Source organism: Kitasatospora mediocidica KCTC 9733, assembly GCF_000744225.1.
In the GTDB taxonomy this organism is placed as follows: domain Bacteria; phylum Actinomycetota; class Actinomycetes; order Streptomycetales; family Streptomycetaceae; genus Kitasatospora; species Kitasatospora mediocidica.
Genome location: NZ_JQLN01000005.1, coordinates 1738415 through 1760839 on the forward strand (window position 1 = coordinate 1738415; position 22425 = coordinate 1760839).

At 72.3% G+C, this 22425-nt stretch carries 22 protein-coding genes; 10 read left to right on the plus strand and 12 right to left on the minus strand.

Annotated elements, in window-relative coordinates:
- Positions 1-32: 32 nt before the first annotated feature.
- The 6 genes from BS80_RS21590 to BS80_RS21615 form a co-directional block, all read right to left on the minus strand.
- Positions 33-1271, minus strand: a complete 1239-nt coding sequence (locus BS80_RS21590) for an MFS transporter (RefSeq protein ID WP_198045572.1) — start codon at positions 1269-1271, stop codon at positions 33-35.
- Entirely contained in the window at positions 1264-2484 is a 1221-nt protein-coding gene (locus tag BS80_RS21595) for an 8-amino-7-oxononanoate synthase family protein (RefSeq protein ID WP_035799771.1), read from the minus strand. The genes BS80_RS21590 and BS80_RS21595 overlap by 8 nt, the downstream gene beginning before the upstream one ends.
- An 85-nt stretch (positions 2485-2569) precedes the next feature.
- Entirely contained in the window at positions 2570-3448 is an 879-nt protein-coding gene (locus tag BS80_RS21600) for a 3-hydroxybutyryl-CoA dehydrogenase (protein WP_035799773.1), read from the minus strand.
- 325 nt (positions 3449-3773) lie between these two features.
- Complete coding sequence (locus BS80_RS21605) at positions 3774-4625, minus strand: MmyB family transcriptional regulator (RefSeq protein WP_051966877.1); 852 nt, start codon at positions 4623-4625, stop codon at positions 3774-3776.
- Between the two features lie 206 nt (positions 4626-4831).
- The gene (locus tag BS80_RS21610) at positions 4832-5311 is read right to left on the minus strand and encodes a VOC family protein (RefSeq protein WP_035799775.1); all 480 of its coding nucleotides are present in this window, start codon (positions 5309-5311) and stop codon (positions 4832-4834) included.
- 159 nt (positions 5312-5470) lie between these two features.
- The gene (locus BS80_RS21615) at positions 5471-6247 is read right to left on the minus strand and encodes an MBL fold metallo-hydrolase (RefSeq protein WP_051966878.1); all 777 of its coding nucleotides are present in this window, start codon (positions 6245-6247) and stop codon (positions 5471-5473) included.
- Positions 6248-6326: 79 nt separating this feature from the next.
- Between BS80_RS21615 and BS80_RS21620 the strand changes: the two genes are divergently transcribed.
- Entirely contained in the window at positions 6327-6953 is a 627-nt protein-coding gene (locus BS80_RS21620; protein ID WP_035799776.1) for an ABATE domain-containing protein, read from the plus strand.
- Positions 6954-6998: 45 nt separating this feature from the next.
- Here the strand turns inward: BS80_RS21620 and BS80_RS21625 are convergent, their stop codons facing one another.
- Both BS80_RS21625 and BS80_RS21630 read right to left on the minus strand, forming a co-directional pair.
- Positions 6999-7703, minus strand: a complete 705-nt coding sequence (locus BS80_RS21625; RefSeq protein WP_051967174.1) for a response regulator — start codon at positions 7701-7703, stop codon at positions 6999-7001.
- Positions 7704-7780: 77 nt separating this feature from the next.
- Positions 7781-8722 (minus strand): sensor histidine kinase, encoded by a 942-nt coding sequence (locus BS80_RS21630; protein ID WP_035799780.1) that lies wholly within the window; start codon positions 8720-8722, stop codon positions 7781-7783.
- A 158-nt stretch (positions 8723-8880) separates the two neighbouring features.
- Here BS80_RS21630 and BS80_RS21635 point away from each other — a divergent pair, with 158 nt between their 5' ends.
- Both BS80_RS21635 and BS80_RS21640 read left to right on the plus strand, forming a co-directional pair.
- A complete protein-coding gene (locus tag BS80_RS21635; RefSeq protein WP_051966880.1) occupies positions 8881-9609 on the plus strand; it encodes an ABC transporter ATP-binding protein in 729 nt (242 codons plus the stop codon).
- On the plus strand, positions 9606-11954 hold the full coding sequence (locus BS80_RS21640) for an FtsX-like permease family protein (RefSeq protein WP_035799781.1): 2349 nt from the start codon (positions 9606-9608) through the stop codon (positions 11952-11954). Before BS80_RS21635 ends, BS80_RS21640 begins: the two co-directional genes overlap by 4 nt.
- 70 nt (positions 11955-12024) lie before the next feature.
- Here BS80_RS21640 and BS80_RS21645 read toward each other — a convergent pair whose 3' ends face one another.
- Positions 12025-12855, minus strand: a complete 831-nt coding sequence (locus BS80_RS21645) for an isocitrate lyase/PEP mutase family protein (protein ID WP_035799784.1) — start codon at positions 12853-12855, stop codon at positions 12025-12027.
- Positions 12856-13037: 182 nt separating this feature from the next.
- On the opposite strand from BS80_RS21645, the gene BS80_RS21650 reads away from it, so the two are divergent.
- From BS80_RS21650 to BS80_RS21665, 4 genes are read left to right on the plus strand one after another with little or no spacing between them, the layout of a single operon-like run.
- Positions 13038-14027 (plus strand): ATP-binding cassette domain-containing protein, encoded by a 990-nt coding sequence (locus tag BS80_RS21650; RefSeq protein WP_332262184.1) that lies wholly within the window; start codon positions 13038-13040, stop codon positions 14025-14027.
- Positions 14015-14839: an ABC transporter permease subunit gene (locus tag BS80_RS21655; RefSeq protein WP_035799786.1), complete on the plus strand. Its 825-nt coding sequence runs from the start codon at positions 14015-14017 to the stop codon at positions 14837-14839. Before BS80_RS21650 ends, BS80_RS21655 begins: the two co-directional genes overlap by 13 nt.
- 18 nt (positions 14840-14857) lie before the next feature.
- Positions 14858-16018: a sensor histidine kinase gene (locus BS80_RS21660; RefSeq protein ID WP_035799789.1), complete on the plus strand. Its 1161-nt coding sequence runs from the start codon at positions 14858-14860 to the stop codon at positions 16016-16018.
- A gap of 6 nt (positions 16019-16024) precedes the next feature.
- Positions 16025-16837 (plus strand): response regulator transcription factor, encoded by an 813-nt coding sequence (locus BS80_RS21665; RefSeq protein WP_332262185.1) that lies wholly within the window; start codon positions 16025-16027, stop codon positions 16835-16837.
- On the opposite strand, the gene BS80_RS21670 is transcribed toward BS80_RS21665, so the two are convergent.
- Positions 16812-18032, minus strand: a complete 1221-nt coding sequence (locus BS80_RS21670; RefSeq protein WP_083975027.1) for a metallophosphoesterase — start codon at positions 18030-18032, stop codon at positions 16812-16814. The genes BS80_RS21665 and BS80_RS21670 overlap by 26 nt on opposite strands.
- Before the next feature lie 277 nt (positions 18033-18309).
- Here BS80_RS21670 and BS80_RS43880 point away from each other — a divergent pair, with 277 nt between their 5' ends.
- Complete coding sequence (locus BS80_RS43880; protein WP_332262186.1) at positions 18310-18414, plus strand: darcynin family protein; 105 nt, start codon at positions 18310-18312, stop codon at positions 18412-18414.
- A 17-nt stretch (positions 18415-18431) separates the two neighbouring features.
- On the opposite strand, the gene BS80_RS21675 is transcribed toward BS80_RS43880, so the two are convergent.
- Positions 18432-19463: a glycoside hydrolase family 16 protein gene (locus tag BS80_RS21675; protein WP_157536445.1), complete on the minus strand. Its 1032-nt coding sequence runs from the start codon at positions 19461-19463 to the stop codon at positions 18432-18434.
- A 502-nt stretch (positions 19464-19965) separates the two neighbouring features.
- Between BS80_RS21675 and BS80_RS21680 the strand changes: the two genes are divergently transcribed.
- Complete coding sequence (locus tag BS80_RS21680) at positions 19966-21150, plus strand: glycosyltransferase family 2 protein (protein WP_198045573.1); 1185 nt, start codon at positions 19966-19968, stop codon at positions 21148-21150.
- A 37-nt stretch (positions 21151-21187) separates the two neighbouring features.
- Positions 21188-21349, plus strand: coding sequence for a hypothetical protein (locus tag BS80_RS40955; protein ID WP_157536449.1), 162 nt, complete (start codon positions 21188-21190; stop codon positions 21347-21349).
- A 60-nt stretch (positions 21350-21409) separates the two neighbouring features.
- Here the strand turns inward: BS80_RS40955 and BS80_RS21685 are convergent, their stop codons facing one another.
- A complete protein-coding gene (locus BS80_RS21685; RefSeq protein WP_051966883.1) occupies positions 21410-22183 on the minus strand; it encodes a carbonic anhydrase in 774 nt (257 codons plus the stop codon).
- Positions 22184-22425 lie beyond the last annotated feature (242 nt).

Sequence of the window (22425 nt, forward strand, 5' to 3'; positions counted from 1 at the left end):
GGTGGAGAGTTGTGCCGGTGCGTCCGGCCGGGTCAGGAGCCGGCGGCCGCCGGGCGGGCGCCGGAGGCGCTGCGCAGGACCAGCAGGAAGGCCAGTGCGCTGAGCACGGTGGCGACCGACGCCCAGGCGAGGTCGGCGTGCAGCAGCACCGCCAGGGTGGAGGCGACGCCGGCGATCGACTGGGCCAGGAACCCGCACAGGGCCACCGCGTACGCCCCGTGCTCCTTCACCCGGCCCACCGCGACCGCCATGCTGCTGGGGAAGAGAGCCGCCTGACCGAAGGTGGTGGCGCAGTAGAGCAGCACGAACAGTGCGAGCGCGGCGCCCAGCGGCAGCCCGGGCACCAGCCACAGGACGGTCATCAGCAGGCCGGAGGCGGTCATCACGAGCGCCCCGGTGCGCATCAGCCAGGCCGAACCGGCGCTGGCCGCAAGCCGGTTCACCATCATCGCGCCGGCGAAGTAGGCCAGCCCGAAGAGCAGCCCGAAGTTGCCGTACGCCTCGACGCTCATGCCGAAGTGCTGCTGGATCACGAACGGCGCGACCTCCTGCAGCAGCACGATGGTGGCGAAGCCGAGGCCGCCGGCCACCGTGGGCAGCAGGAACGCCCGGATGGTCAGGATCCGGAGGTAGATGCCGACCATGCCGCCCTGCCCGTCGCGTCCGCGTCCGGGGTCGAGCGGCAGCGTCGTCGTCCCGAGCGCGCCGAGCGTCCCGACCACGGCCAGCAGGACGAAGCCGGCCTGCCAGTGCGCGTAGCGGCCGATCAGGCCGCCCAGGAACTGGCCGCCGCCCAGCGCGGTGACGAACGCGATCGAGAGCACCGACAGCCGGCGGGCGAGCGCGTCGCCGCTGCCGAGGTCGCGGACGAAGATCCGCGCGATGATGGCCGCGCCGCCCGCGCCGATGCCCTGCACCGAGCGCAGCACCAGCAGGCCCGCGGGCGAGGTGTTGACCGCCAGCAGCGCGCTGGAGAGGACGAACAGCGCCAGCGCGGCCAGTACCGAGGCACGGCGGCCGTAGCGGTCCGCCGCGCGCCCCCAGAGCACCACGGGAGCGGCCGCGCCGATCACGAAGAGCGACACCGAGAGGGTGGCGACCCCGCGCGAGACGCCCAGGTCGTGTTCGACGGCGGGCAGCGACGGCAGGTAGATGGTGGTGGCCATCTGCGCCATGAACACCATCAGGCAGGCCACCGCCATGGTGCGCCGCTCCGGCCGCACGGTGGTGTCCGGCGCCGCCGGGGCGGGAGTCACGGTTCGCTCAGACATGCCGGTCCCGCAACTCGTGCAGCAGGGCGGCGAACTCGGTGATCTCCGCGCTGCTCATGTTGGCGCGCAGCATCAGGCGCAGGCCCGCCTTGCCCCGGGCGATCACCGGGAAGAAGATCGGGGAGGCGTAGTACCCGTGCTTGAGCAGGCCCTCGGCCAGCCGGACGGTGGCGTCCTCGGAGCCGATGTCGACGAAGCGGATCGGCAGCCAGTCGCCGCTCAGCGCGGTGGGGACCAGGCGGTCGAAGAGGTCGACGTTCTCCCGCAGCCTGGTCTGCAACTCCTTGAGCTCGCCGGAGCGGTGGATCTCGGCCGAGGCCAGGACCGCGCCGAGGCCGGCCGTGTTGATCCGCTGCGACCACATCAGCGGGCCACCGTTGCGCAGCGCGGTGTCGCGCCGCTGCTGGGAGCCCTTGCGGCCCAGGAAGATCGCGCCGCCGGACGCGCCGAACCCCTTGTTGAGCGAAGTGATGATCAGCGTACGGTCGTTGATCCCACCGGCCTTCGCCATCTCCTCCAGGACCACGCCGCGCCCGTGCTCGCCGACGGTGGAGATTCCGTGCGCCTCGTCGAAGAACAGGAAGAGGCCGTACTTCTCCTGCAGCCGCAGGAGTTCGGCGACCGGGGCCTGTCCGCCGGTGCTGTAGACGCCGTCGGCCACATAGGCGACCTGGGGGTGCGTGCGGCACAACTCCTCCAGGGCGTCGAGGTCGTTGTGCGCGATGGTGGTGACCGGGGCCTCGTCGGCGACGTTGGGCTTCATCGCGTTGAGGCAGAAGTGCGCGTTCTTGTCGAAGACCATCAACGGCGGCTGGTCGTCGGTGAAGAGGCCGGAGGCGATCAGCGGCAGACTCGCCCAGGCCGCCGCCGCGCAGGAGGCGACGGTGACGGCTTCCACGTCGAACAGCTCGGAGAGCGCGTCCTCGGCGTCCTTCAGCACGCCGAAGCGGATCCGCATCCGGGAGGTCGAGGTGTTCAACGACCCCTCGGCGAGCACGGCGTCGGCGGCGGCCCGGACGATCTTCGGGTGGGTGTCGAGACCGAGGTAGGAGTAGGAGGACATGTTCACGAACTCGTGGCCGTCGGCCAGCGATCGGTGGCGTCCGTCGCCGAGTCCGGCCGCGATGATGTCGAACATCCCGGCCTTGGTGGTGACCTCCCAGAAGTCGTGGCTGATCCGGGCCGACTTCTTGATGTTCATGTAGGAATGCACGCCGAAGCTCCTGCGGGTGAGGGTGGTGGGGAGAGCTGGACCGGGGCGGCTACCTGTGGTTGGCCGTCCGGCTGCGGGTGGCCGGCTACGCGTACTCGTAGAAGCCGCGGCCGGACTTGCGGCCCAGGAGGCCGGATTCGACCATCCGGGAGAGCAGCGGCGGCGGGGTGTACAGCGGCTCCTTGAACTCGCCGTACAGCGCGTCGGCCGCGGCGGCGACCACGTCGAGCCCGATCAGGTCGCACAGCCGCAGCGGTCCCATCGGGTGTCCGCAGCCCAGTTCCATGCCCTGGTCGACGAGTTCGGCCGAGGAGAAGCCCGACTCCACCATCCTGACGGCGGCCAGCAGGTACGGGACCAGCAGCGCGTTCACGGTGAAGCCGCTGCGGTCCCGGGTGGGCAGCGGCTGCCTGCCCAGCGTGTCGGCGACGAACGACTCGACGCGGCGGTTGACGCCCTCGTCGGTCAGCAGCGTCGGAACCAGCTCCACCAGCGGCATCGAGACGACCGGGTTGAAGAAGTGGATCCCGATCACTCGCTGCGGGCGGGTGGTGGCGCGGGCCAGCCGGGTGATGGTGATGGCCGACGTGGTCGAGGCCAGGATCGCGTCCGGCTCGACGACCTTGTCCAGGGTGGCGAACAGGTCGAGCTTGATCGACTCGTCCTCCGGGACGGCCTCGATCACGAGCTGCCGGTCGCCGAGGTCGGCCAGGTCGGTGGTGAGCGAGATCCGGGCCAGCGCGGCGTCCCGCTCGTCCTCGGTGATCTTCTGCTTGGCGACCCGGCGGTTCAGCGAGGCGGCGATCCGCTGCGGCGCGGAGGTCAGCGAGGACTCCCGGGACACCGCCAGCCGGACGTCCAGCCCGCGCAGCGCGCACAGCTCGACGATGCCGGCGCCCATCGCGCCGGAGCCGACCACGCCGACGCGCTCGACGCGCTCGATGCGCCGAGCGGGCCCGTGCATTTCGGATCCGGTGGCGTCGGCCGGGAAATCATTAGTGTTCCCGATTGTCTTCGGTGGATTCGTGAATGCGTACAACGTGCGCTCTCCGGAGTCTCTCGCCACAGGACGGCAGACGGCGTCCTGGCAGGGCGAAAGACTTCCAACGCGTTGTCTCGGCTGTCAACCGGCAATTATTTGCCGACCCCGGAATCCAGGTGGAATCCGGCGATCGGGCGGACCGGAAAATATTTGCCGGTCGGCGGGTATTGAACCCGGGGCGCGTCGGCGTGTATTCAATAGGGAGCAGGGCAACCGGCCGGGCCGGAGCGCTGACTCAGGTGCCGGCTCAGGTGATGACGACGAAGCGCAGGTTCTGTCGGCCGGCCGGAATCAGGACCTGGGTGACCACATCGACGACATCGGGGGAGACGTGCGGCAGGCGCAGGCGGAAACTGTGACCGTCGCGGTTGGCGACGACGCAGAGCCGTTCCGCCCAGAGCTCCCGGCAGAGCGGGTCCCGCAGCACGTCCTGGAGCAGGGTGACCAGCCCGGCGTCGTTCGGGTGCTGGGCCAGCGCGAAGCGGATCATCGCCAGGTACATCCGCGCGTGCCGGGGCCAGTCGACCAGCTGCTCGCGGGCCTCGGGCAGGGTCAGGCCCCAGCGGATCAGGTTGGCGTCCGGGGTGAGGACCCACGGGAACCACTCGGCCATCGCCCGGTTGTGGCCCACGATGTCCCAGGAGCTGTTGGTCAGGTAGGCCGGCCTGGGCATCTGCCGGTCGAGGAGCTCCCGCAGCGGGCCGAGGCCGCAGGCGTCGTCGGGCTTCGACAGGGCGGCGTACGGGGTCCCGCCCAGGGCGTAGAGGTAGAGCGTCGCGCGTTCGTCCGCGTCGAGCAGCAGGGAGTCCCCGAGGAGGGCCAGCACCCGTGGGTCCAGGCGCGCGGTCGCGCCGCGCTCCAGGTCGCGGTACCACCGCTCGCTCATGCCGACCCGGTTGGCCAGCTCCACCTGCGGGAGGGGCTTGCCGAGTCCGAGCCGCTCGCCGGCGCGGGTGCGCCAGCTGCGCAGCAGGCCGGCGAGTCCGGGCAGCGGAGGGAGTCCGGGCAGATCGGGGAGCCCGGGGAGTTCTCCGGTGGCGGACGAGTCGGCCGTCGACGGGTCGTGACTGAGGCCGACAATGATTTCCTCGTGCGCCATCGACACGTTTCTCCGGTCTATTACGGGACAGGTCGACCGCGACTGTGTGGTGTGTGCCACATTCGTACAGCCTGATTCGGAGCCGCCCGGAGATCGGTCACCCCCCGGCATTCCCCTATTCCGATGTTACCCCGATCGTCCGAGGGCGACCGGGGTGGGTCCGGCTTGTCCGTAAGCGCCTGACAGGGCCCGGGCCCGTGCAGGCCCTACCGGCCTTCGTAGGCCTTCTGGAGTGCGGCGATGTCGAACTTGGTCATCGACATCATCGCCTCGGTGGCCCGCTTCGCCTTCTCCGGGTCAGCGTCACTGATCATGTCGATGAGCACGGTGGGGACGACCTGCCAGCACAGCCCGTACTTGTCCTTCAGCCAGCCGCAGGCCACCTCACTGCCGCCCGCGGTGAGCCGGCTCCAGTAGTAGTCCACCTCGCCCTGGTCGGCGCACGGGATCTGGAACGAGACGGACTCGTTGAAGGTGAACTGCGACCCGCCGTTCAGCCCGACGAACTTCTGGCCGTTGAGCTCGAACTCGACGGTCAGCACGCTGCCGGCGGGGCCGGGGCCGGCCTCGGTGGTTCGCACGGTCCGGCCGAGCCGGGAGTCCTTGAAAATCGAGGTGTAGTGGTTCGCGGCCTCCTCGGCCTGTCCGTCGAACCACAGGCAGGTGGTGAATCCCTTGTCGGTCATCGGTGCCTCCGTGTCGGTGAGTTGCTCACTCGTACCGACCGCCTGCGCGGCGCAAACGCCCGGACGGCCGACCGGACGGCGATCCGCCCGTTCGGCGCAGGTCGGCGTCTGGTCGGCGTCCGGTCGGCGTGGGGCGGGCCATGGGCGGCGCGGCGGGGCTCAGCTCAGCTGGAGGCGGTCGGTCAGCCCGGCCGCGGTGAAGGCGTCCAGCAGCTCGGTGCGGCCCTCGCTGAAGTGGGCCCAGCTGTCGAAGTGGGCGGGGACGACCTTGCGCGCGCCGAGGATCACGGCGGCCTCGGCGGCCTGGGCGCTGTCGAGGGTGAGCAGTGCGCCGTCGAAGAGCTTGGTGCGGGCCGCTCCGGCGAAGAGGACGGCGGTGTCCACCGGGCCGAACCGCTCGGCGACCTGCTCGACGAGGGCGAGTGAGGCGTTGTCGCCGCTGACGTAGACGGTGGGCAGGTCGGGGGCGGTCAGCACGAAGCCGACCACCTCGCCGCTGATCGGTTCGCAGCCCTCCGGTCCGTGCAGGGCGGGGGCGGCCGTCACGGTGAGCACGCCGCCGTCGGGACGGCCCAGCTCGACCGACTCCCAGGGCGCGAGGCCGCGGGCGGTGCCGCCGAGGCGGTCCGCGCCGCCGCGCGTGGTGAGGACGAGGGGGACGGTCGCCAGCAGGGCGCGGCCGGAGTGGTCGAGGTTGTCCGCGTGCTCGTCGTGCGAGAGCAGCACCGCGTCGATCGGGCCGAGCTCGGCGGGGTCGACGGTGGAGGGCGCGGTCTTGGTGAGGACGCTGCCGCCGGCGCGCCGGTACTCGCCGGGGGCGTCGAAGGCGGGGTCGGTGAGGAGCCTGAGGCCGCCGACCTCGATGAGGGTGGTCGGTCCGCCGAAGACGCGGACGGTGATCTGCTCGTTGGTCGCGGTCGCGCTGGTACCGGTCATGAGAACACCTCACGGTTAAGTCGGCTGTTTGCCGTGAGGGAAAGCTATCCAACTCTCACGGCAAACCGCAAGGTCTAACATGAGAGCCATGAAGGAGACCGTGCCCGTGACCGACGCACCCGCTCACCTCGCTCCGCCGCCCGCGCCGGGGGCCGAGCGCCACCCCGCGCTCGACTTCGCCAACAGCGCCCTCGTGCTGCCCAGTGGTGGCCTCGACCTGCTGGGCTCGCCGGATTCGGCGGCGCAGTGGCTGGTCGAGCGGGGTCTCGCGCCGGCCGACGCCCGCCTGCAGGAGGTGTGCGCGGGGCGGCTGCGCGACTTCCGTCAGCAGGTGAGAGCACTGCTCGTGTCGCGGATCACTGCTCTCCCGGCGCCACCCGAGGCCCTGACCGCCGTCAACGAGGCGCTGACCAGCGTCCCTTCGGCTCCCCTGCTGCGCTGGGACGAGGCCCAGGGCCTGCACCGCGCCCAGCCGCACCCCACCGACCGCCTCGTCGACCACGCCCTCGCGGTCCTCGCCGCCGATGCCGCCGACCTGCTCACCGGCCCCGACGCCGAACGCCTCGCCACCTGCGGCTCCGCCCCCTGCACCCGCCACCTGCTGCGCACCCACGCCGCTCGCCACTGGTGCTCGGTCCGCTGCGGCGACCGCGCCCGCGCGGCCCGCGCCTACGCCCGCCGCACCGCCCAGCCGAAGACCGCCTGAGCGGCGGACGTCGGGTGTCGGACGTCGGACGTCGGGTGTCGGGCGTCAGGAGCAGGCGTCGCCCGGGGAGACCAGGCCGGTCTCATAGGCGAGGACGACCGCCTGGGCGCGGTCGCGCAGGGTGAGTTTGGCGAAGATGCGGGCGACGTGGGTCTTCACGGTGGCTTCGCTGAGGGTTAGCCGGCGCGCCAGTTCGGTGTTGGAGAGGCCGCGGCCGAGGAGGGTCAGGACTTCGAGCTCCCGGGGTGTGAGGGAGGTGAGGTCGCGGTGCACGGCGGGGGCGGGGGCGGGCGGGGTGCTGCTCGGCCGCTGGTCGCCGGCGGCGCTGTGCTGTCGGTCGCCAGAGGCGCTGCGTTGTTGGTCGCCAGAGGCGCTGCGTTGTTGGTCGCCAGAGGCGAACTTCTCCACGAGGCGGCGGGTGATCGAGGGGGCGAGGAGGGCGTCACCGGTGGCGACCAGACGGACGGCGGAGGCGAGATGCGCGGCGGTGACGTCCTTGAGCAGGAAGCCGCTCGCGCCCAGGGCCAGGGCGGCGTAGACGTAGTGGTCGAGGTCGAAGGTGGTCAGCATGATCACCCGGCAGGCGGGCGTCTGCCGCAGGATCTGCCGGGCGGCCTCCAGGCCGTCCATGGTCGGCATGCGGATGTCCATCAGCACGACGTCCGGCAGGAGCCGGGTCGCCGCCGCCACCGCCTCGACGCCGTCGGCGGCCTCGCCGACCACCTCGATGCCGCGCGCGGTCAGGATCATGCGGAAGCCGGTGCGGATCAGGGCCTGGTCGTCGGCGATCAGCACGCGGGGTGCGGGCTCGCTGCTCGGCGGGGTGCTCACGGGCGGTCCAGCGGGATGCGGGCGCGGACCCGGTAGCCGCCGCCGAGTCGCCGTCGAGCGTCGAGGTCGCCGCCGTAGACGGCGACCCGCTCCCGCAGGCCCAGCAGTCCGCGGCCGGTGCCGTTCTTCCGGCCGGGGGCGGACTCCCACGCACCGGAGCCGGTGCCGGTGCCGGTGCCGCTGGCGGTGCCCGAGCCGGTGCCGGAGAGCACGCTGGGCCCGCTGTTCAGCACCTCCACCCGCAGGTAGCTGTCGGCATAGCGCACCGTCACCTCGGCCTTCCCCCCGTCACCGTGCTTGAGCGCATTGGTCAGTGCCTCCTGAATGATCCGGTACGCGGTCAGGTCGATCCCCGCCGGGAGCGCGCGCGGCTCCCCGGAGATCCGCACCTCGACGGGCAGTCCGGCGAAGGCGATGCGGTCGATCAGCGGGCTGAGCCGGCTCAGCCCGGGTTGCGGCGTCAGGCTCGCGCCGCCCGAGCCGCCCGGCTCGTCCAAGCCGTGCCCGCCGTGCCCGCCCTGCCCGCCGTACGGCCCGTCCGCGCCGTCGGCCGACGGCGCGAGCAGGCCGAGCAGGTGCCGCAGCTCGGTCATCGCGTCCCGCCCGGCCGTCTCGACGGCCAGCAGCGCCGCCGCCGCCTCCTCGGGCATGCTGGACAGCACCTCGCGGGCAGCCCCGGTCTGCACCACCATCAGGCTGACGTTGTGCCCGACGATGTCGTGCAACTCCTGGGCGATCCGCGCCCGTTCACCGTCGACGGCGGTGCGGGCCGCGCTCTCGCGCTCCCGTTCGAGGAGCCAGGCCCGCTCTTCCAGGGCTCGGCGGTGCAGGCGTCGGGCCCGGACGAGGGCCGTGCCCAGCCATCCGCACCCCGCACCCGCCCCACAGGCCGCCGTCGCCAGCGCCACGATCAGTACGTCCGACTCGGTTCCCCACACATGATCACCTTCGCACTCCGGCACGGGTCTTGGCATCATCCGCAGGTCCAACGCGCAGCGCCCGAAGCGGCCCGGCATACATCTCCGGGATGACGAGGCGGCGCGGATACACCGGTGGAGTGATCCGCAGGTCGCGCCGCCACCCGTAGGTTCCTGCCATGACTACGGGAGACAGCAGCAACGCAGGCGGTACCGAGGCGGGCCAGGTCGTCGTCCACCTGGACGGCGTACGCAAGGAGTACGGCGAATCGACGGCCCTGGACGGGGTTTCGTTGGACATCCGGGCGGGGGAGGCGGTCGCGGTGATGGGGCCGTCGGGCTGCGGCAAGTCGACGCTGCTCAACATGGTCGCGGGCCTGGACCGGCCGACGTCCGGCCGGGTGGTGGTGAACGGCGAGGATCTGGCCTCGATGAGCGAGACCGGGCTGGCGCTGTTCCGGCGGCGGCGGATCGGCATGATCTTCCAGTTCTTCAACCTCCTCGACGACCTGCCGGCGCTGGACAACGTCGCGCTGGCCGCGCAGTTGACCGGTGTGTCGGTGGCGCAGGCGCGTCGGCGGGCGCTGGAGCTCCTGGACGAGCTCGGCATAGCCGATCGCCGCAACGTCTATCCGGCGGCGCTCAGCGGCGGAGAGCGTCAACGGGTCTCCGTGGCACGCGCCTTGATGAACCGCCCGGCCCTGCTGCTGGCGGACGAGCCGACCGGTGCGCTGGACAGTCACGCCGGGGAGCAGGTGATGGACCTGCTGATCGACCTCAACCAGATCGGTCAGACCCTGCTGATCGTGACGCACGACCAGCGCCTGGCCACCCGCTGCGCCAGCCGGCTGGTCGAGGTAGCCGACGGCCGCGTGGTGCGCCAGCGCAGCCTGGAGCGGACGGCATGAGCGCGGTGTGGCAGGTTTCCCGGGCGGCCGTGCGGCGCCGCCGACTTCAGACCTTCGTCATCGCGCTGGTGGTGCTCACCTCCACGGTCGCCCTGGTGGTCGCCCTCGGGCTGCTCGACGCCGCCTCGGCCCCGTTCGACCGCACCTTCGACCAGCAGCGCGGCGCCCAGCTGACCGCGACCTTCGACCCGGCCAAGGTCACCGACGCGCAGCTCGCGCAGGCCGCCGCCCGGCCCGGTGTGGCGGCCGTCGCCGGACCGTTCGCGCAGGCCGTGCTCACCGCCCCGAGCAACACGGCCGTCCAGGCGCCCGGCGTGGACGCGCCGCCGCCCGGACCGATCACGGTCGTCGGCCGGGCCGACCCGGCCGGCCCGGTGGACCGCGTCGACCTCTGGGAGGGCCGCTGGGTCGAGCGTCCCGGCGAGATCGTCCTGATGCGGCCGCCGGGCGAGCACTACGGGCCGAACGAGGCGGTCGGCAGCCGGCTGCTGCTGCCCGGTGCCCCGTCGCTCACCGTCGTCGGCTTCGCGTCCACGCTGAGCCAGAGCGCCGGTGCCTGGGTCTCCCCGGACCAGATGCCCGCCCTGCACCCGACGGCCAGCCAGGTGCTCTACCGCTTCACCGGCAGCGGCACGGCCGATCAGGTCCGGGCCGGCCTGGCGACGGTCACGGCCGGGCTGCCGCAGGGCGCGCTGCTCGGCTCGCTGTCGTACCTCACGGTCAAGCAGGACATGACCGCCACGGCCAACGCGTACGTGCCGTTCCTGCTGGCGTTCGGCGTCCTGGGCCTGGTGGTGGCGGTGCTGATCGTCGCCAACGTGGTCAGCGGCGCCGTCGTCTCGGGATACCGGCACATCGGGGTGCTCAAGTCCCTGGGGTTCACCCCGAACCAGGTCGTCGCGGTCTACCTGGTGATGGTCCTGGCACCGGGCGTCGTCGGCGCCGTGCTCGGCACGGTCCTCGGCGACCTGGCGGCGCAGCCCCTGCTGCACACGGTGTTCTCGGGGTTCGACTACGGGTACTTCACCGCGACCCTCAGCCCCTGGGTCGACGTGCTGACCCTGCTGGGCATGCCCGCCGTCATCGTGCTGGCCGCGCTCGTCCCCGCGCTGCGCGCGCACCGGCTCTCGGCCGCCCGGGCGATCAGCGCGGGCAGCGCCCCGCGCGCCGGGCGGGGGCTGCGCGTCCAGCGCTGGTTCGGCGGCACCCGGCTGCCGCGGGCCGTCAGCCTGGGCCTGGGCCTGCCGTTCGCCCGTCCGGGCCGGTCGGCGTTGACGCTGACGACGCTCGTCCTCGGGGTGACCACGGTGACCCTCGCGAGCGGGCTGTCCTCCTCGGTGGCCGCGTACATCGAGGCGGGGAACGACCATGTCCAGTCCGTGAGTTACGTGGGTGACGCGGAGATCGGCGAGCGTGCGCCGACGCTGGCCGACGCCGCGATCGAGGCGAAGCTGCGCTCCCTGCCCGGGACGGCGCAGGTGACCGCCATGGCGCCGGTCGAGCTGCACATGGTGGGCAGCTCCCAGATCGTGCGGGGCTGGTTCATGCGCGGGGACTCGGCGGGCATGAGTACGGCGATGCTCAAGGGGCGCTGGGCGAGCGGCCCGGGCGAGGTCGTCGTCGCGTCGTCGTTCACCGCCAAGCACGGACTGACCGTCGGCGACCACCTCACCCTTCAACTGGCCGGCCGCGAGCAGGGCGTGACCATCGTCGGCGAGACCGTGACCGGTGACGCGGACCAGGTGGAGGCGCCCTGGGAGACGCTGACCGCGCTTGTGCCCGACCCGGGGACCACCCGGTACGTCAACCAGTACTGGGTCCGGCTCGCCCCCGGTACGAACGTCGACGCCTATGACGCCGCGCTCGCGGCGGCCGTCCCCGGCCTCTACCCGACGGCGCACGGCGGCGGCACCGACTCCCTCACCGTGACCATCGTCGGCTCGACCACGGTGCTCACCCTGCTGCTGGCCGCGGTCGCGGCGCTCGGCGTCTTCAACACCGTCGTGCTCAACGCCCGCGAGCGACGCCGCGATCTGGGCATGCTCAAGTCCATCGGGATGACCCCACGGCAGGTGACGCTGATGATGGTGACCTCGATGGCCGCCCTGGGCGTGCTCGGCGGCCTGCTCGGCGTCCCGATCGGGCTCGCGGCCCACCGGCTGGTCGTTCCGGCCATGGTCGCCGCGGTGGGCAATGCCCTCCCGCCCAGCATGATGAACGTCTGGCACGCCCCGGCCCTCGCCCTGCTGCTCCTGGCGGGTGTGGCGATCGCGGTCCTCGGCGCGCTGCTGCCGGCCCGCTCGGCGGCCCGGCTCACCATCGCGGAGGTGCTGCGCAGCGAGTGAGGCTCCCGGGACGGACGGCTGCTCGGCGCTACCCAGGGATGCGCCGAGCAGCCGTCCGCCCTGGGCCGCGTCAGTCGCGCAGGATCGTGTTCAGCTCCCCGTACGCGATCGGGTCGGCGAGGCTCGTGTAGGTGCCCGTGGTGAGGAGCTCGCGGGCCGCGTTGCGGACCACGGCGTAGGCGGCCTCGGCGACGGCGGAGCCGAGGCTGACACGGGCGACGCCGTGGGCGGCGAGGTCGGCGAGGGTGGGGGCGCCCGGGCCGGCCAGGATGTTCAGCGGGACCGGCAGGCCGTCGGCGAGCGCGGAGACGGTCTCCAGGTCGGTGACGCCGGGGACGAAGATGCCGTCGGCGCCGGCCGCGATGTAGGCGGACGCACGGTCCAGCGTCGCCTGCAGCCGGGTGGCGGGGTCACCGACGGCGCGCAGATACGTGTCGACCCGGGCGTTGACGAACAGCGGGACCTGCGCCGCGTCGGCGGCGGCCCGGGCGGCGGCGAGGCGCTCGGCCTGCTCGGCGACGGCGCGCAGCGGGGCGGTGCCGTCGCGGAGCGCGTCCTCCAGGTTGACGCCCACCGCGCCGGCCGCCAGCACACCGCGCACCGTCTCGGCGACGCCGTCCGGGTCCTTCGCGAAGCCGCTCTCGATGTCGGCCGTGACGGGCACGCCGACGGCGGCCACCACGCGGGCGATCAGGTCGAGGGCGCGGTCGCGGTCCAGCCGGTCGCCGTCGGCGGCGCCCAGCCCCCAGGCCACACCGGCGCTGGTGGTGGCGATCGCGGGGGCCCCGGCGTCCTCGACGAGACGGGCGCTCATCGCGTCCCAGGCGTTCGCGAGGGCCAGCGGCGTGCCGCCCCGGTGGAGGGAGCGGAAGATCAGGGCTTTGTCGTGCAACGTGGTCATGACGCCAGTTCAGCACCTGGTGACGGGTCCTGTCCGGCGGATTTGCGACAGCACCGTGGCCGCGGCCGAGCCGGGGCCCGGCCCGGACTCCTCCCTGGGGAGGGGGTTTGCGGGCCGGGGCCGGGCGGCTTCGTCCTGCCGGACGAGGCACGCGCCGTGGTGGCGTTCGTAGCGTCGGGAGCATGACGACAACGCAGGGTGAGTCCCCGGGTGCCGGGGCGGCGGCGGTGATCGAGGCGGACGGGCTGACCAAGCGGTACGGCGAGGCCACCGCCGTGGACGGGCTGAGCTTCCGGGTGGAACCGGGGCGGGTCACCGGATTCCTCGGGCCGAACGGCGCGGGCAAGTCCACCACGATGCGCATGGTCCTCGGCCTGGACCTGCCGACCTCCGGCACGGTGACCGTCGGCGGCCGCCCGTTCGGCGGGCTGGTCTGGCCGCTGCACGAGGTCGGCGCGCTGATCGACGCCGGGGCCGTGCACCCCGGGCGCAGCGCGTACCACCATCTGCTCGCCCTGGCGGTGGCCAACGGCATCGGCCGGCGCCGGGTACTGGAGGTGATCGGGGCGGTGGGCCTGGAGTCGGTGGCCCGTCAGCGGGTCGGCGGCTTCTCGCTCGGCATGCGCCAGCGCCTGGGCATCGCCGCAGCCCTGCTGGGCGATCCTCGGGTGCTGCTGTTCGACGAGCCGGTGAACGGCCTGGACCCGGACGGCATCCTGTGGATCCGCACCCTGATGCGCTCGCTGGCCGGGGAGGGCCGGACCGTGCTGGTGTCCAGCCATCTGATGAGCGAAATGGCGCTGACCGCCGACCACTTGCTGGTGATCGGCCGGGGCCGGCTGCTGGCCGACGCACCGCTGAGCGAGTTCATCGCCGCCCACTCGGCGGACGAGGTGCGGGTCCGGGTCGACGATCCGGCTCTGCTCGCACGGGAGTTGGACGCGATCGGGGCAACTCCCCTGTGGGAGACGGACGGCACGCTGCGGGTCCGGGGCCTGCCGTCCCGGAGGATCGGCGAGATCGCCGCCGCGCGCCGGCTGGTCGTCCGCCAACTGGCCGATGTTCAGGCCTCTCTGGAGGAGGCGTACTTCCGGATGACCGCCGAGGCCGTGACCTATCGCACCGCGGCGCCGATCGAGCAGGGCAGCGAGGACACCTCATGGGCGGGCTGACGGCGAGTGCGGGGCAGCTGCGGCGGCCCGGACCGGTGCGAAGGGTTCGGGCGGCGGTCGACAGCGAGTGGATCAAACTCCGTTCGGTGCGCGGCACCTGGTACGCGCTGCTCACCGCCGCCGCGTTGATGCTGCTGGACTCCACCGTGGTCTGCGCGAGCATCAACGCCCGCTGGGCCTCGCTGGGTTCGGCCGCCCAGCTGGACTTCGACCCCGCCGCCCGCAGCCTGCAGGGCATCCTGCTGACGCAGATCTTCTGCGGCGTCACCGGCGTCCTGGTCGTCGGCAACGAGTACAGCAGCGGACTGATCCGGACGACGCTGGCCGCCACCCCGCAGCGCGGACTGCTGCTCGCCGCCAAGGCCGTACCGCTCGCCGTCCTCAGCTGGGTGGCGGGGACGGCCATCTGCTTCGTCTCCTTCCTCCTCGGTCAGGCCATGCTGTCCGGGCCCGCGCCGCATGTGAGCCTGGGTGACCCGGGCGCGCTGCGGGCGGTGCTCGGCGGCGGCACGTACCTCATGCTGGCCGCGCTGCTGGGGATGGGCCTCGCCGTGATCGTGCGCAGCACGGCGGCCGCCGTCGGGGCGTTGTTCGGGCTGCTGCTGATCCTGCCGATCCTGGTCGGCGGGCTGCCGCACAGCCTGGCGCTTGACATCGGGCAGTACCTGCCGAGCAGTGCCGGAGAGTCGATGTGGCATGTCGTCGGCGCGCAGGGAATGCTCTCCCCGGGAGCCGGCTGCGGCGTGCTGGTCCTCTTCGTGGCGGCGGTGACAGCCATGGCGACGCTGCGGCTGCGGCGAAGCGACGCCTGACGGGCGAGGGGAGCAGGGATGACGCTCTGGAAGCGTCCCTGGTCGGTGGACGCGCTGGTGGTGGCGGGCGTCGCGCTCTTCGCCGTCAGCGGGACCGTCCACCCGCACGCCGTGCTGCCCGGCTGGGTGATGTGGCCGGGCGCGGCCGGGCAGGCGCTGCCGCTGCCGGCACGCCGGCGCCGTCCGCTCGCGGTCGTGGCGGCCACCGCCGTCGCCGGGTTCTGTTCGGCGGCGGCCGGGGTGCCGACGGGCGCCTGCCTGCCCGGCCTGCTGGCCGCCTGCTACGCCGCCGCGGCCTTCGGCCGTCCGCCGCGTACCGTGCTCGCGCCGACGCTCGGGTTGCTCGCGGCGCCCGGCTACCTGCTGTTCGCCAGGTCGGGCGGGGGCGACCGCCTGGTGTCCGCGACGGCCGTCACCCTGGCGGTCGCTCTCGCCTGGGTGCTCGGCTACGCCCAACGGACCCGCCGCTCGTACGTCGCCGGGCTCATCGAGCGGGCCGAACGCCTGGAACGCGAGGCGGACGCCCGGGCCGCGCAGGCCATCGCCGAGGAACGGCTGCGGATCGCCCGGGAGTTGCACGACGCGCTGGGCCACGCGGTGAGTGTGATCGCCATCCAGTCGGACGCGGCCCTGCGCACCCTGGCCACCGACCCCGAGGCCGCCGCCGGCTACCTGCGGGTCATCGGACGGACCAGCCGGGCCGCGATGACGGAGCTGCGCCAGATGCTGCGGGTGCTGCGTCCCGAGGAGGGGACGGCGGCCGAGTGGGACACCGCGCCCGGGCTGGCCGGGCTGGCCGATCTGGTGGCCCGCATCGAGGCCGCGGGCGTGCCGGTCCGGCTGGAGACCGAGGGCGAGCCGGCCAGTGTGCCGATGGGTCCGGGCACGGCGGGCTACCGGATCGTGCAGGAGGCGCTGACCAACGTCGTGCGGCACGCCGGGGCGGGCGCGCACGCGCGGGTGGCCGTCTGCTGCGAACCGCGGCTGCTGCGGCTGCGGATCACCGACGACGGCGCCGGGGTCTCGACGGTCGCCGACGGGACGGCCCTCGGGATCCTGGGGATGCGCGAGCGCGTGGCGGTGTACGGCGGGACACTGCACACGGGCCCGGTCGACGGCGGCTTCGAGATCCGGGCCGAGATCCCGCTGCCCGACCAGGACTTCGAGGGAAGGGACTGAGACACCGTGCCGGTACGCCCGCCCGTCCGTGTGGTGATCGCCGACGACCAGCAGCTGGTCCGCAGTGCGCTGCGCGCCATCGTGGACTCCGAACCCGACCTGGAGGTCGTCGGCGAGGCGGCGGACGGCGCCGCCGCCGTGGAACTGGTCCGCCGGCTGGCCCCCGACGTGGTGCTGATGGACGTCCGGATGCCGCGACTGGACGGCGTGGCGGCCACCAGGGCGTTGCTCGCCGGACCGGCCGCCCGCCCCGGCGCGCCCCGCGTACTGATCCTGACCACCTACGACGTGGACGCCTACGTCGTCCAGGCCCTGCGCGCCGGGGCGTCCGGCTACCTGCTCAAGGACGCCCCGGCGGACCGGCTGATCGACGCGATCCGGGCCCTGGCCGACGGCGAGGCGATCCTCGCGCCGAGCGTCACCCGCCGCCTGCTGGAGCGCTTCGCGGACACGCCCGCCGCGCCCGCCGACTCCGACGGCGCTGCGCTGCGCGCCCTGCTCTCGACCCGGGAGGCGGACGTGCTGCTGCTGGTCGCGGACGGCCTGTCGAACGGGCAGATCGGCGAGGCGCTGAACCTCGCCGCGTCCACCGTGAAGTCCCACATCCAGAAGATCCTCGCCAAGCTCGGCCTGCACAACCGCGTCCAACTCGCCATCGCCGCCTACGATGCCGGTCTGGCCAGCCCGCGCGGATACCCGGCGGGCCAGGCCGTGTCTGACGATTCCCGCCGGGCCCGCGACGCCGGGCATCCCGGCCTAGGCCTCTACGGGGTCAGCCCGCCGACAGCCCCCCCTACCGGTCGCCCGACCGGAGTGTGAGCAGCGTGATCTCGCTCGGTGCGAAGACCCGGAAGGGCGGCCCCCAGAAGCCGGTGCCCCGGCTGGTGTAGAGCTGGGTCCGCTCCCCGTGCCGGCTCAGGCCGTGCACCACCGGCTGGTCGATCCGCACGAGGAAGTTGAACGGCCAGATCTGGCCGCCGTGGGTGTGTCCGGAGACCTGGAGGTCGATGCCGGCGGCAGCGGCCTGGGGGACGAACTTGGGCTGGTGGGCGACCAGCAGGACCGGGTGGTCCTGGTCCGCGCCCGCCAGTGCGCCGAGCAGGTTCGCGCGGTGTCCGGCCAGGCCGGAGGACTCCGCGGTCACGTCGTCCACACCCGCGAGGACGAGGGCGTCGCCGCCGCGCTCCACCACGACATGGCGGTTGTGCAGCGGCTCCCAGCCCAGTTCGGCCATGCGGTCCAGCCAGCCCTGGGCCTCCCCGCCGTACTCGTGGTTCCCCGTGACGTAGACCTTGGCCAGCCGTGCGCGGACCGTTCCGAGCGGCGCGGACTGCTCCCGGCGCTGGCCGGGGGTGCCGTCGGCGATGTCGCCGGCGTGGACCACGACGTCCGCGTCGAGCGCGTTGACCGCCTCGGTCACCCGTGCCGACCAGGCCGCCCGGTCGATCGGCCCGTAGTGGGTGTCGGCCAGCACGACGACCCGGGTCCCGTCCAACCCGCTGCCGAGCCGCGGGAGATGGACGTCCAGCCGCTTCACCCGCGGCACCCGCATGGCCTCGTGGTGTCCCCAGGCGAGCAGCCCGGCCGAGATCGCGGCGACGGCCACGGCGACGGTCCTGGCCCGGCCGGCGCCGCCGACGTCGAGCCCGGTCAGCACGAGGTTCAGCAGGCCGCCCAGCACCGACCAGGTGAACAGCACCCAGATCATCCCGAGGCTGGTGTCCGCGACGCGGGCGGCCCGGTCGACCCGGCGCGACCCGTGCCCCGCGACCATCAGGAACGGGAAGGAGACCAGCCAGCCGGCGAAGACCGCCGTGCCGGTCAGGAAGACCGGCAACGGCCAGTCGGCGCCCGAGGCGAACAGCGTCCACCAGGGCGGGAGGCACAGCACCAGGAGGACGAGGACGATCACGGCCAGCCGTCGGGGCAGGGAGCGCCTGCGCCGCGCGTTCCCGTCCGGGGTCTCGGCACTCGGCCCCGGTGCCGTCCCGCTCTCGGGCCGGGCGAGGGCCATGACGGTCTCCGGCCCCCCGGACTCCGGCCGACGGTCCGACTCCGACCCGATGGATTCGCTGTCTGTCACTCTCTGCCCCTCACGTCTGCTGGTCCCATCATCCGGCACGCGCCGACGGTCGGGCCAGGTCGGTGGCCCGGTCCCGGACGTCCGGCAACCGGGGTGCGGCAACCGGGGTGCGTCAGGCGGGTTGGGTGGCTGGGCCGTCGGGGGTGCGAAGCGTCCGGCGGATGGCGTCGCGGAGCCAGTGGTGGGCCCTGTCGGCTGCGTTGCGGGGGTGCCAGGCCATGCCGATGGTCAGGTCGTCGAGCTCCTCGTCGGCACCGAGAACGGCTACGCCCGCACCTACGGCCTCGAACCCTTCGCCACCATCAGCACCTGACGCGACCGCCCGCGCCTTCAGGGCTTGGCCGGGGTGTTCACGTAGTGCGTGCCCTTGGCGTAATAGCCCTGAACGGTCTTCTGGACCTCCGTCAGGGACTTGGCCTGGCCGGTCTGGTAGTAGACCCAGTTGACCCGCATGTCCCACGTCCGCGGAGCACCGGTGAAGGGGAGGTCGATGAGCCAGGCGTTGAAGTGGATGCCCATGCTCTCGCGGGGGAAGTACCGGCCCTGGCTGGTGAACACCTTCTGGCCGTCGATGGAGTAGACGACCGTCCCGTTCACGGCGGTGATCATCACCGTGTGCCAGCCCTGGAGGCTGGAGTGCGACCGATGGGTGACCCGGTCGGGCTTCGAGGCGTCGTACCAGCTGGTGGTGTCGAGCGCGGGGCCGGGCGCACCCCAACCTCCGTCGGGCATGTACTCGTTGTCGAGCTCGCTGTAGAGCGAGGACTTCTCGCTGGTCGAGTTCGCGTAGAAGGCCTGGACGATGTGGTCGCCGCCCTGGCCACTGGTGGGCTGGTCGTTGAAGTAGATCCGAGCGGCGTAGGTTCCGGTGAAGAAGTCGGCGCCGCTGCTGACCAGTTCGGCCTGCTTGGTGCCCGCCGTGGTCCCGTCCGTGACGACCTGCAACTGCAGTGCGCGGCCGCCCTGGGCATCCGCCACCGCCGGGAAGCTGACGCCGGCGGTCGACCAGGTGTCCTGGATCCCGGGGCCGCCCGCCTGGGTGCGGGCCTGCCACCCGTGGGCGCCGAGCGAGGGGTCGTCGGGGCCGCTGTAGCTGAAGTCGTCGAACAGGGTCCCCGCCGGGACGCTCGCAGCCGTCGTCGAGGGGCCCGCGGCCGGCACCGGGACCGCCGCCGGTGCGGACGACGCACTGGGCTGGGCCGGCGCCGTGACCCCGGGCGTGCTCCGTGCGGCGGTGGGGGTCGCGGCCTGCCCCTTCGGGAGGAGCTCGTTGCCACCGGCGACCACCGCGACCACCACAGCCACGAACCCGATGGCGTTCCATGCGGGATGGCGTGACTTCTTGGGGCGGTCGGACCTCACGGAAACTCCTCAGGGAGATGCGGAGGCTACTGGCGGCCCACGTCGCATCAGAAATGAATGCTGATATGTGGCGGTCATCCTAACCCTGAGGATCCCCGCACCCTTCGGCTGCCGGTGATCGACGTGCTCGCGGGCCTCGCTCTCCGTCGGCATGAGATGGCCGTGGAGGTAAAGTCCTTACAAATCCGGCATAGCCGGATAGTCGGACAGCTGAAACCGGGTACGGCTCCGCCGTGGCTCCGCTATCCGGACATCTGCCGTTTCGGCGCAGTTCAGGCTGATTTGACGGGCTGGCCGGTGGATGCAAGTCGGCTGCGCGAGTGTGACCTAATGATCACGCGATCCATGCTGCTCGTGATGGAAGTGTGTGCGACCATACTTCCCGAGCCGTACCCCGTGCGTGGGCGAAGGCAACACGAAGCCACCGGTCTGTCCTTTTCTACCGTTTTGCATGCCATGTGGCACAACGTGCGGGCCGGTACGTTTGACCACAGGGGGAAGGTTGTCCACCACGACTGCACGACGTGCGGACTCTGACGAGCCGCGCGTATCGCGCAATCGCCACCGCCGGGGCCGCGTCGCCCTGAGTGAAGCCGCGACAAACGATTTCTGCGACACCGTTGCCATTGTCCCGGCGCGGAACGAGGAAATCGGCGTATTCACCGCACTTCGCTCCCTGGCAGGTCAGACCCGGCCTCCCGACCTCATCGTCGTGGTGGTGAACAACTCGACCGACCGGACCGAGCAGTTCGCCCGGGAGTTCGCGGCGGAACCGGGCGTCCCGCACACGGTGGTCCTCAACCTGCCGAACAACCCGCACAAGAAGGCGGGGGCCCTCAACTACGGGATCCGCTGGCTCAGGGAGAACATCGGCGGGTCGCTGACCGGCAGGGTTCGCCATGTTCTGGTCATGGACGCCGACACCGAACTGCACACACGGTTCATCGAGCGGGCGTGCAACGTCATCGCCTCCGACCCGCAGCTCGGTGGCGTCAGCGCCGCCTGCCTCGGCCGCACCAACCAGTGGCGCAGCCCGTGGCAGCGCTACCTGACCGGCATGCAGATCATCGAATACGGCCGGGCCGCCAATTCGCGCTACCGCCAGGACGTCCACACCATGTCGGGGGCCGGATCCTTCTACCGGGGCGAGGCGCTGCAGAGCCTGCTGGACTGGCGCGGCGAGGTGTTCTGGGAAGACCACAGCAATCTGGTCGAGGACTACGAGACCACGTTGGCGCTGAAGGAATCCGGGTGGAAGGTGACCGCCAATCAGATGTGCATCGCCTACACCGATCTGATGCCCACCCTGCGGGAATTGATCCAGCAGCGGGAGCGGTGGAGCAGGGGCACCGTGGACACGCTGCGCGGGCGCGGCCTGACGCGGTTCACCTGGCACTCCATAGCCACCATCGTCATGGTGCTGCTGTGTTCCGCCTACGTGCTGGGATTCGGGTCGATGCAGATCGCGATGGCGGTGGCGCACGGGTTCGCCGTCGATCCCGTCTTCCTGGTGCTCATCGCCTTCTGGGTGGTCTACCCGGCGCTACGGGTCCACAGTCTCGGCTGGAAGGCGATGCTGGTCGAGGCCCTGCTGCTCCCGGAGTTGGTCTACACCGTGGTGCGGACCTACTGGCTTTTCTCGTCGGTACTGAAGTCCTATTTCACCCGGGTGTCCGCATGGAAATGAGCAGAGGAAAGCAGTGAACCCTTTCAAGGGGCTGGGAGTGGCCCTGCTCACCGGAATCATCATTCTTGCGGTGATGCGTATCTCGAACCTCGACCTGGTGATCTTCGTCGGCAGTCTGATGGTCATCGTCCTGTCGCTGGGGACCTACCTCGCCTCCGTCAAGCGCCGCCGCCGGGACCGCCGCATCGCCGGCGGCTGAGCGCCCCGGCCGGGCACGGCCGGCCGGACCCTCTCCCGATGTCCAGGCCTGGCGTCGTCGTCAGGGCAGCATGAACTCCACGCACCCGGTGTCCAGGGAGTAGTAGGCACCCACGACCCGGACCCGTTGCTCGCCGACGAGCGGTGCGAGCAACGGGTCCTCCCGCAACTGATCCGCGGTGAGCCGGATCTGGGCGCGTACCGTGTTGTCGACCTGGTCGCCCGGCAGCGGCTTCGCCGCGTCGTAGGCGGGCGTCAGCGCCTCGACGACGTCCACGAGGTGCGCCGGCACGTCCGTGCCGTTGTTGAGCGCCTCCACCGCGAGGGTGACGGCGCCGCAGCGCTGGTGGCCCATCACCACGACCAGCGGGGTCACGGACTCCTCGGCGCCGTACTCGACCGCGCCCTGGATCAGCCCGTCGTTGGTCTGGGCCGCGGTCCGTACGACGAACAGATCCCCGACGCCACGATCGAAGACGATCTCGGGCGGCACCCGGGAGTCGATGCACGAGAAGACGGTCGCGAGCGGGTGCTGCCCCGCGGCCACGGCCATCCGGCGGGCCACGGTCTGATGCGGATGCAGCAGCTGGCCCGAAACCCAGCGCTCGTTGCCTTCGACCAGCCACTGCAACGCCTCGTCGGGGCCCGGCAGGTAGTCGTCAGGAACGGGCGGTTGGGCCGGATCGGCGATGCTGCGGGGCTGCGCGAACGCGCGGGCGCTTCCGAGCAGCGGAACGGAAGCCAGTGCGGTGGCGCCGCCGACGAGGAAGCGGCGTCGTGCGGTTGTGCGGGCGTCGTTCTCCCGGTGGAGGCTGTCGGCTGTCGAATCGCGCATCAGGGGTCTCCGCATCCTCAACGTTGGTCGGCGGGCGGCCGGTGGCGACGTCGACGGAACGAGGGCGCCCGAAGTCCGGGCGGGTGACGTCACCCGCCCGCCTGCGGTGCCGCCGGTCGCGCCGGTCCCGAGCACGAGTGTGGCCGCCGAGTCAGCGGACCTGCCCCGCCACACCGCGCGCGCCTGTGCCCGGCGGCTTCAGAACACTCGGTTGGCGGCAGGCCCGGTGCCCTGCCACGACC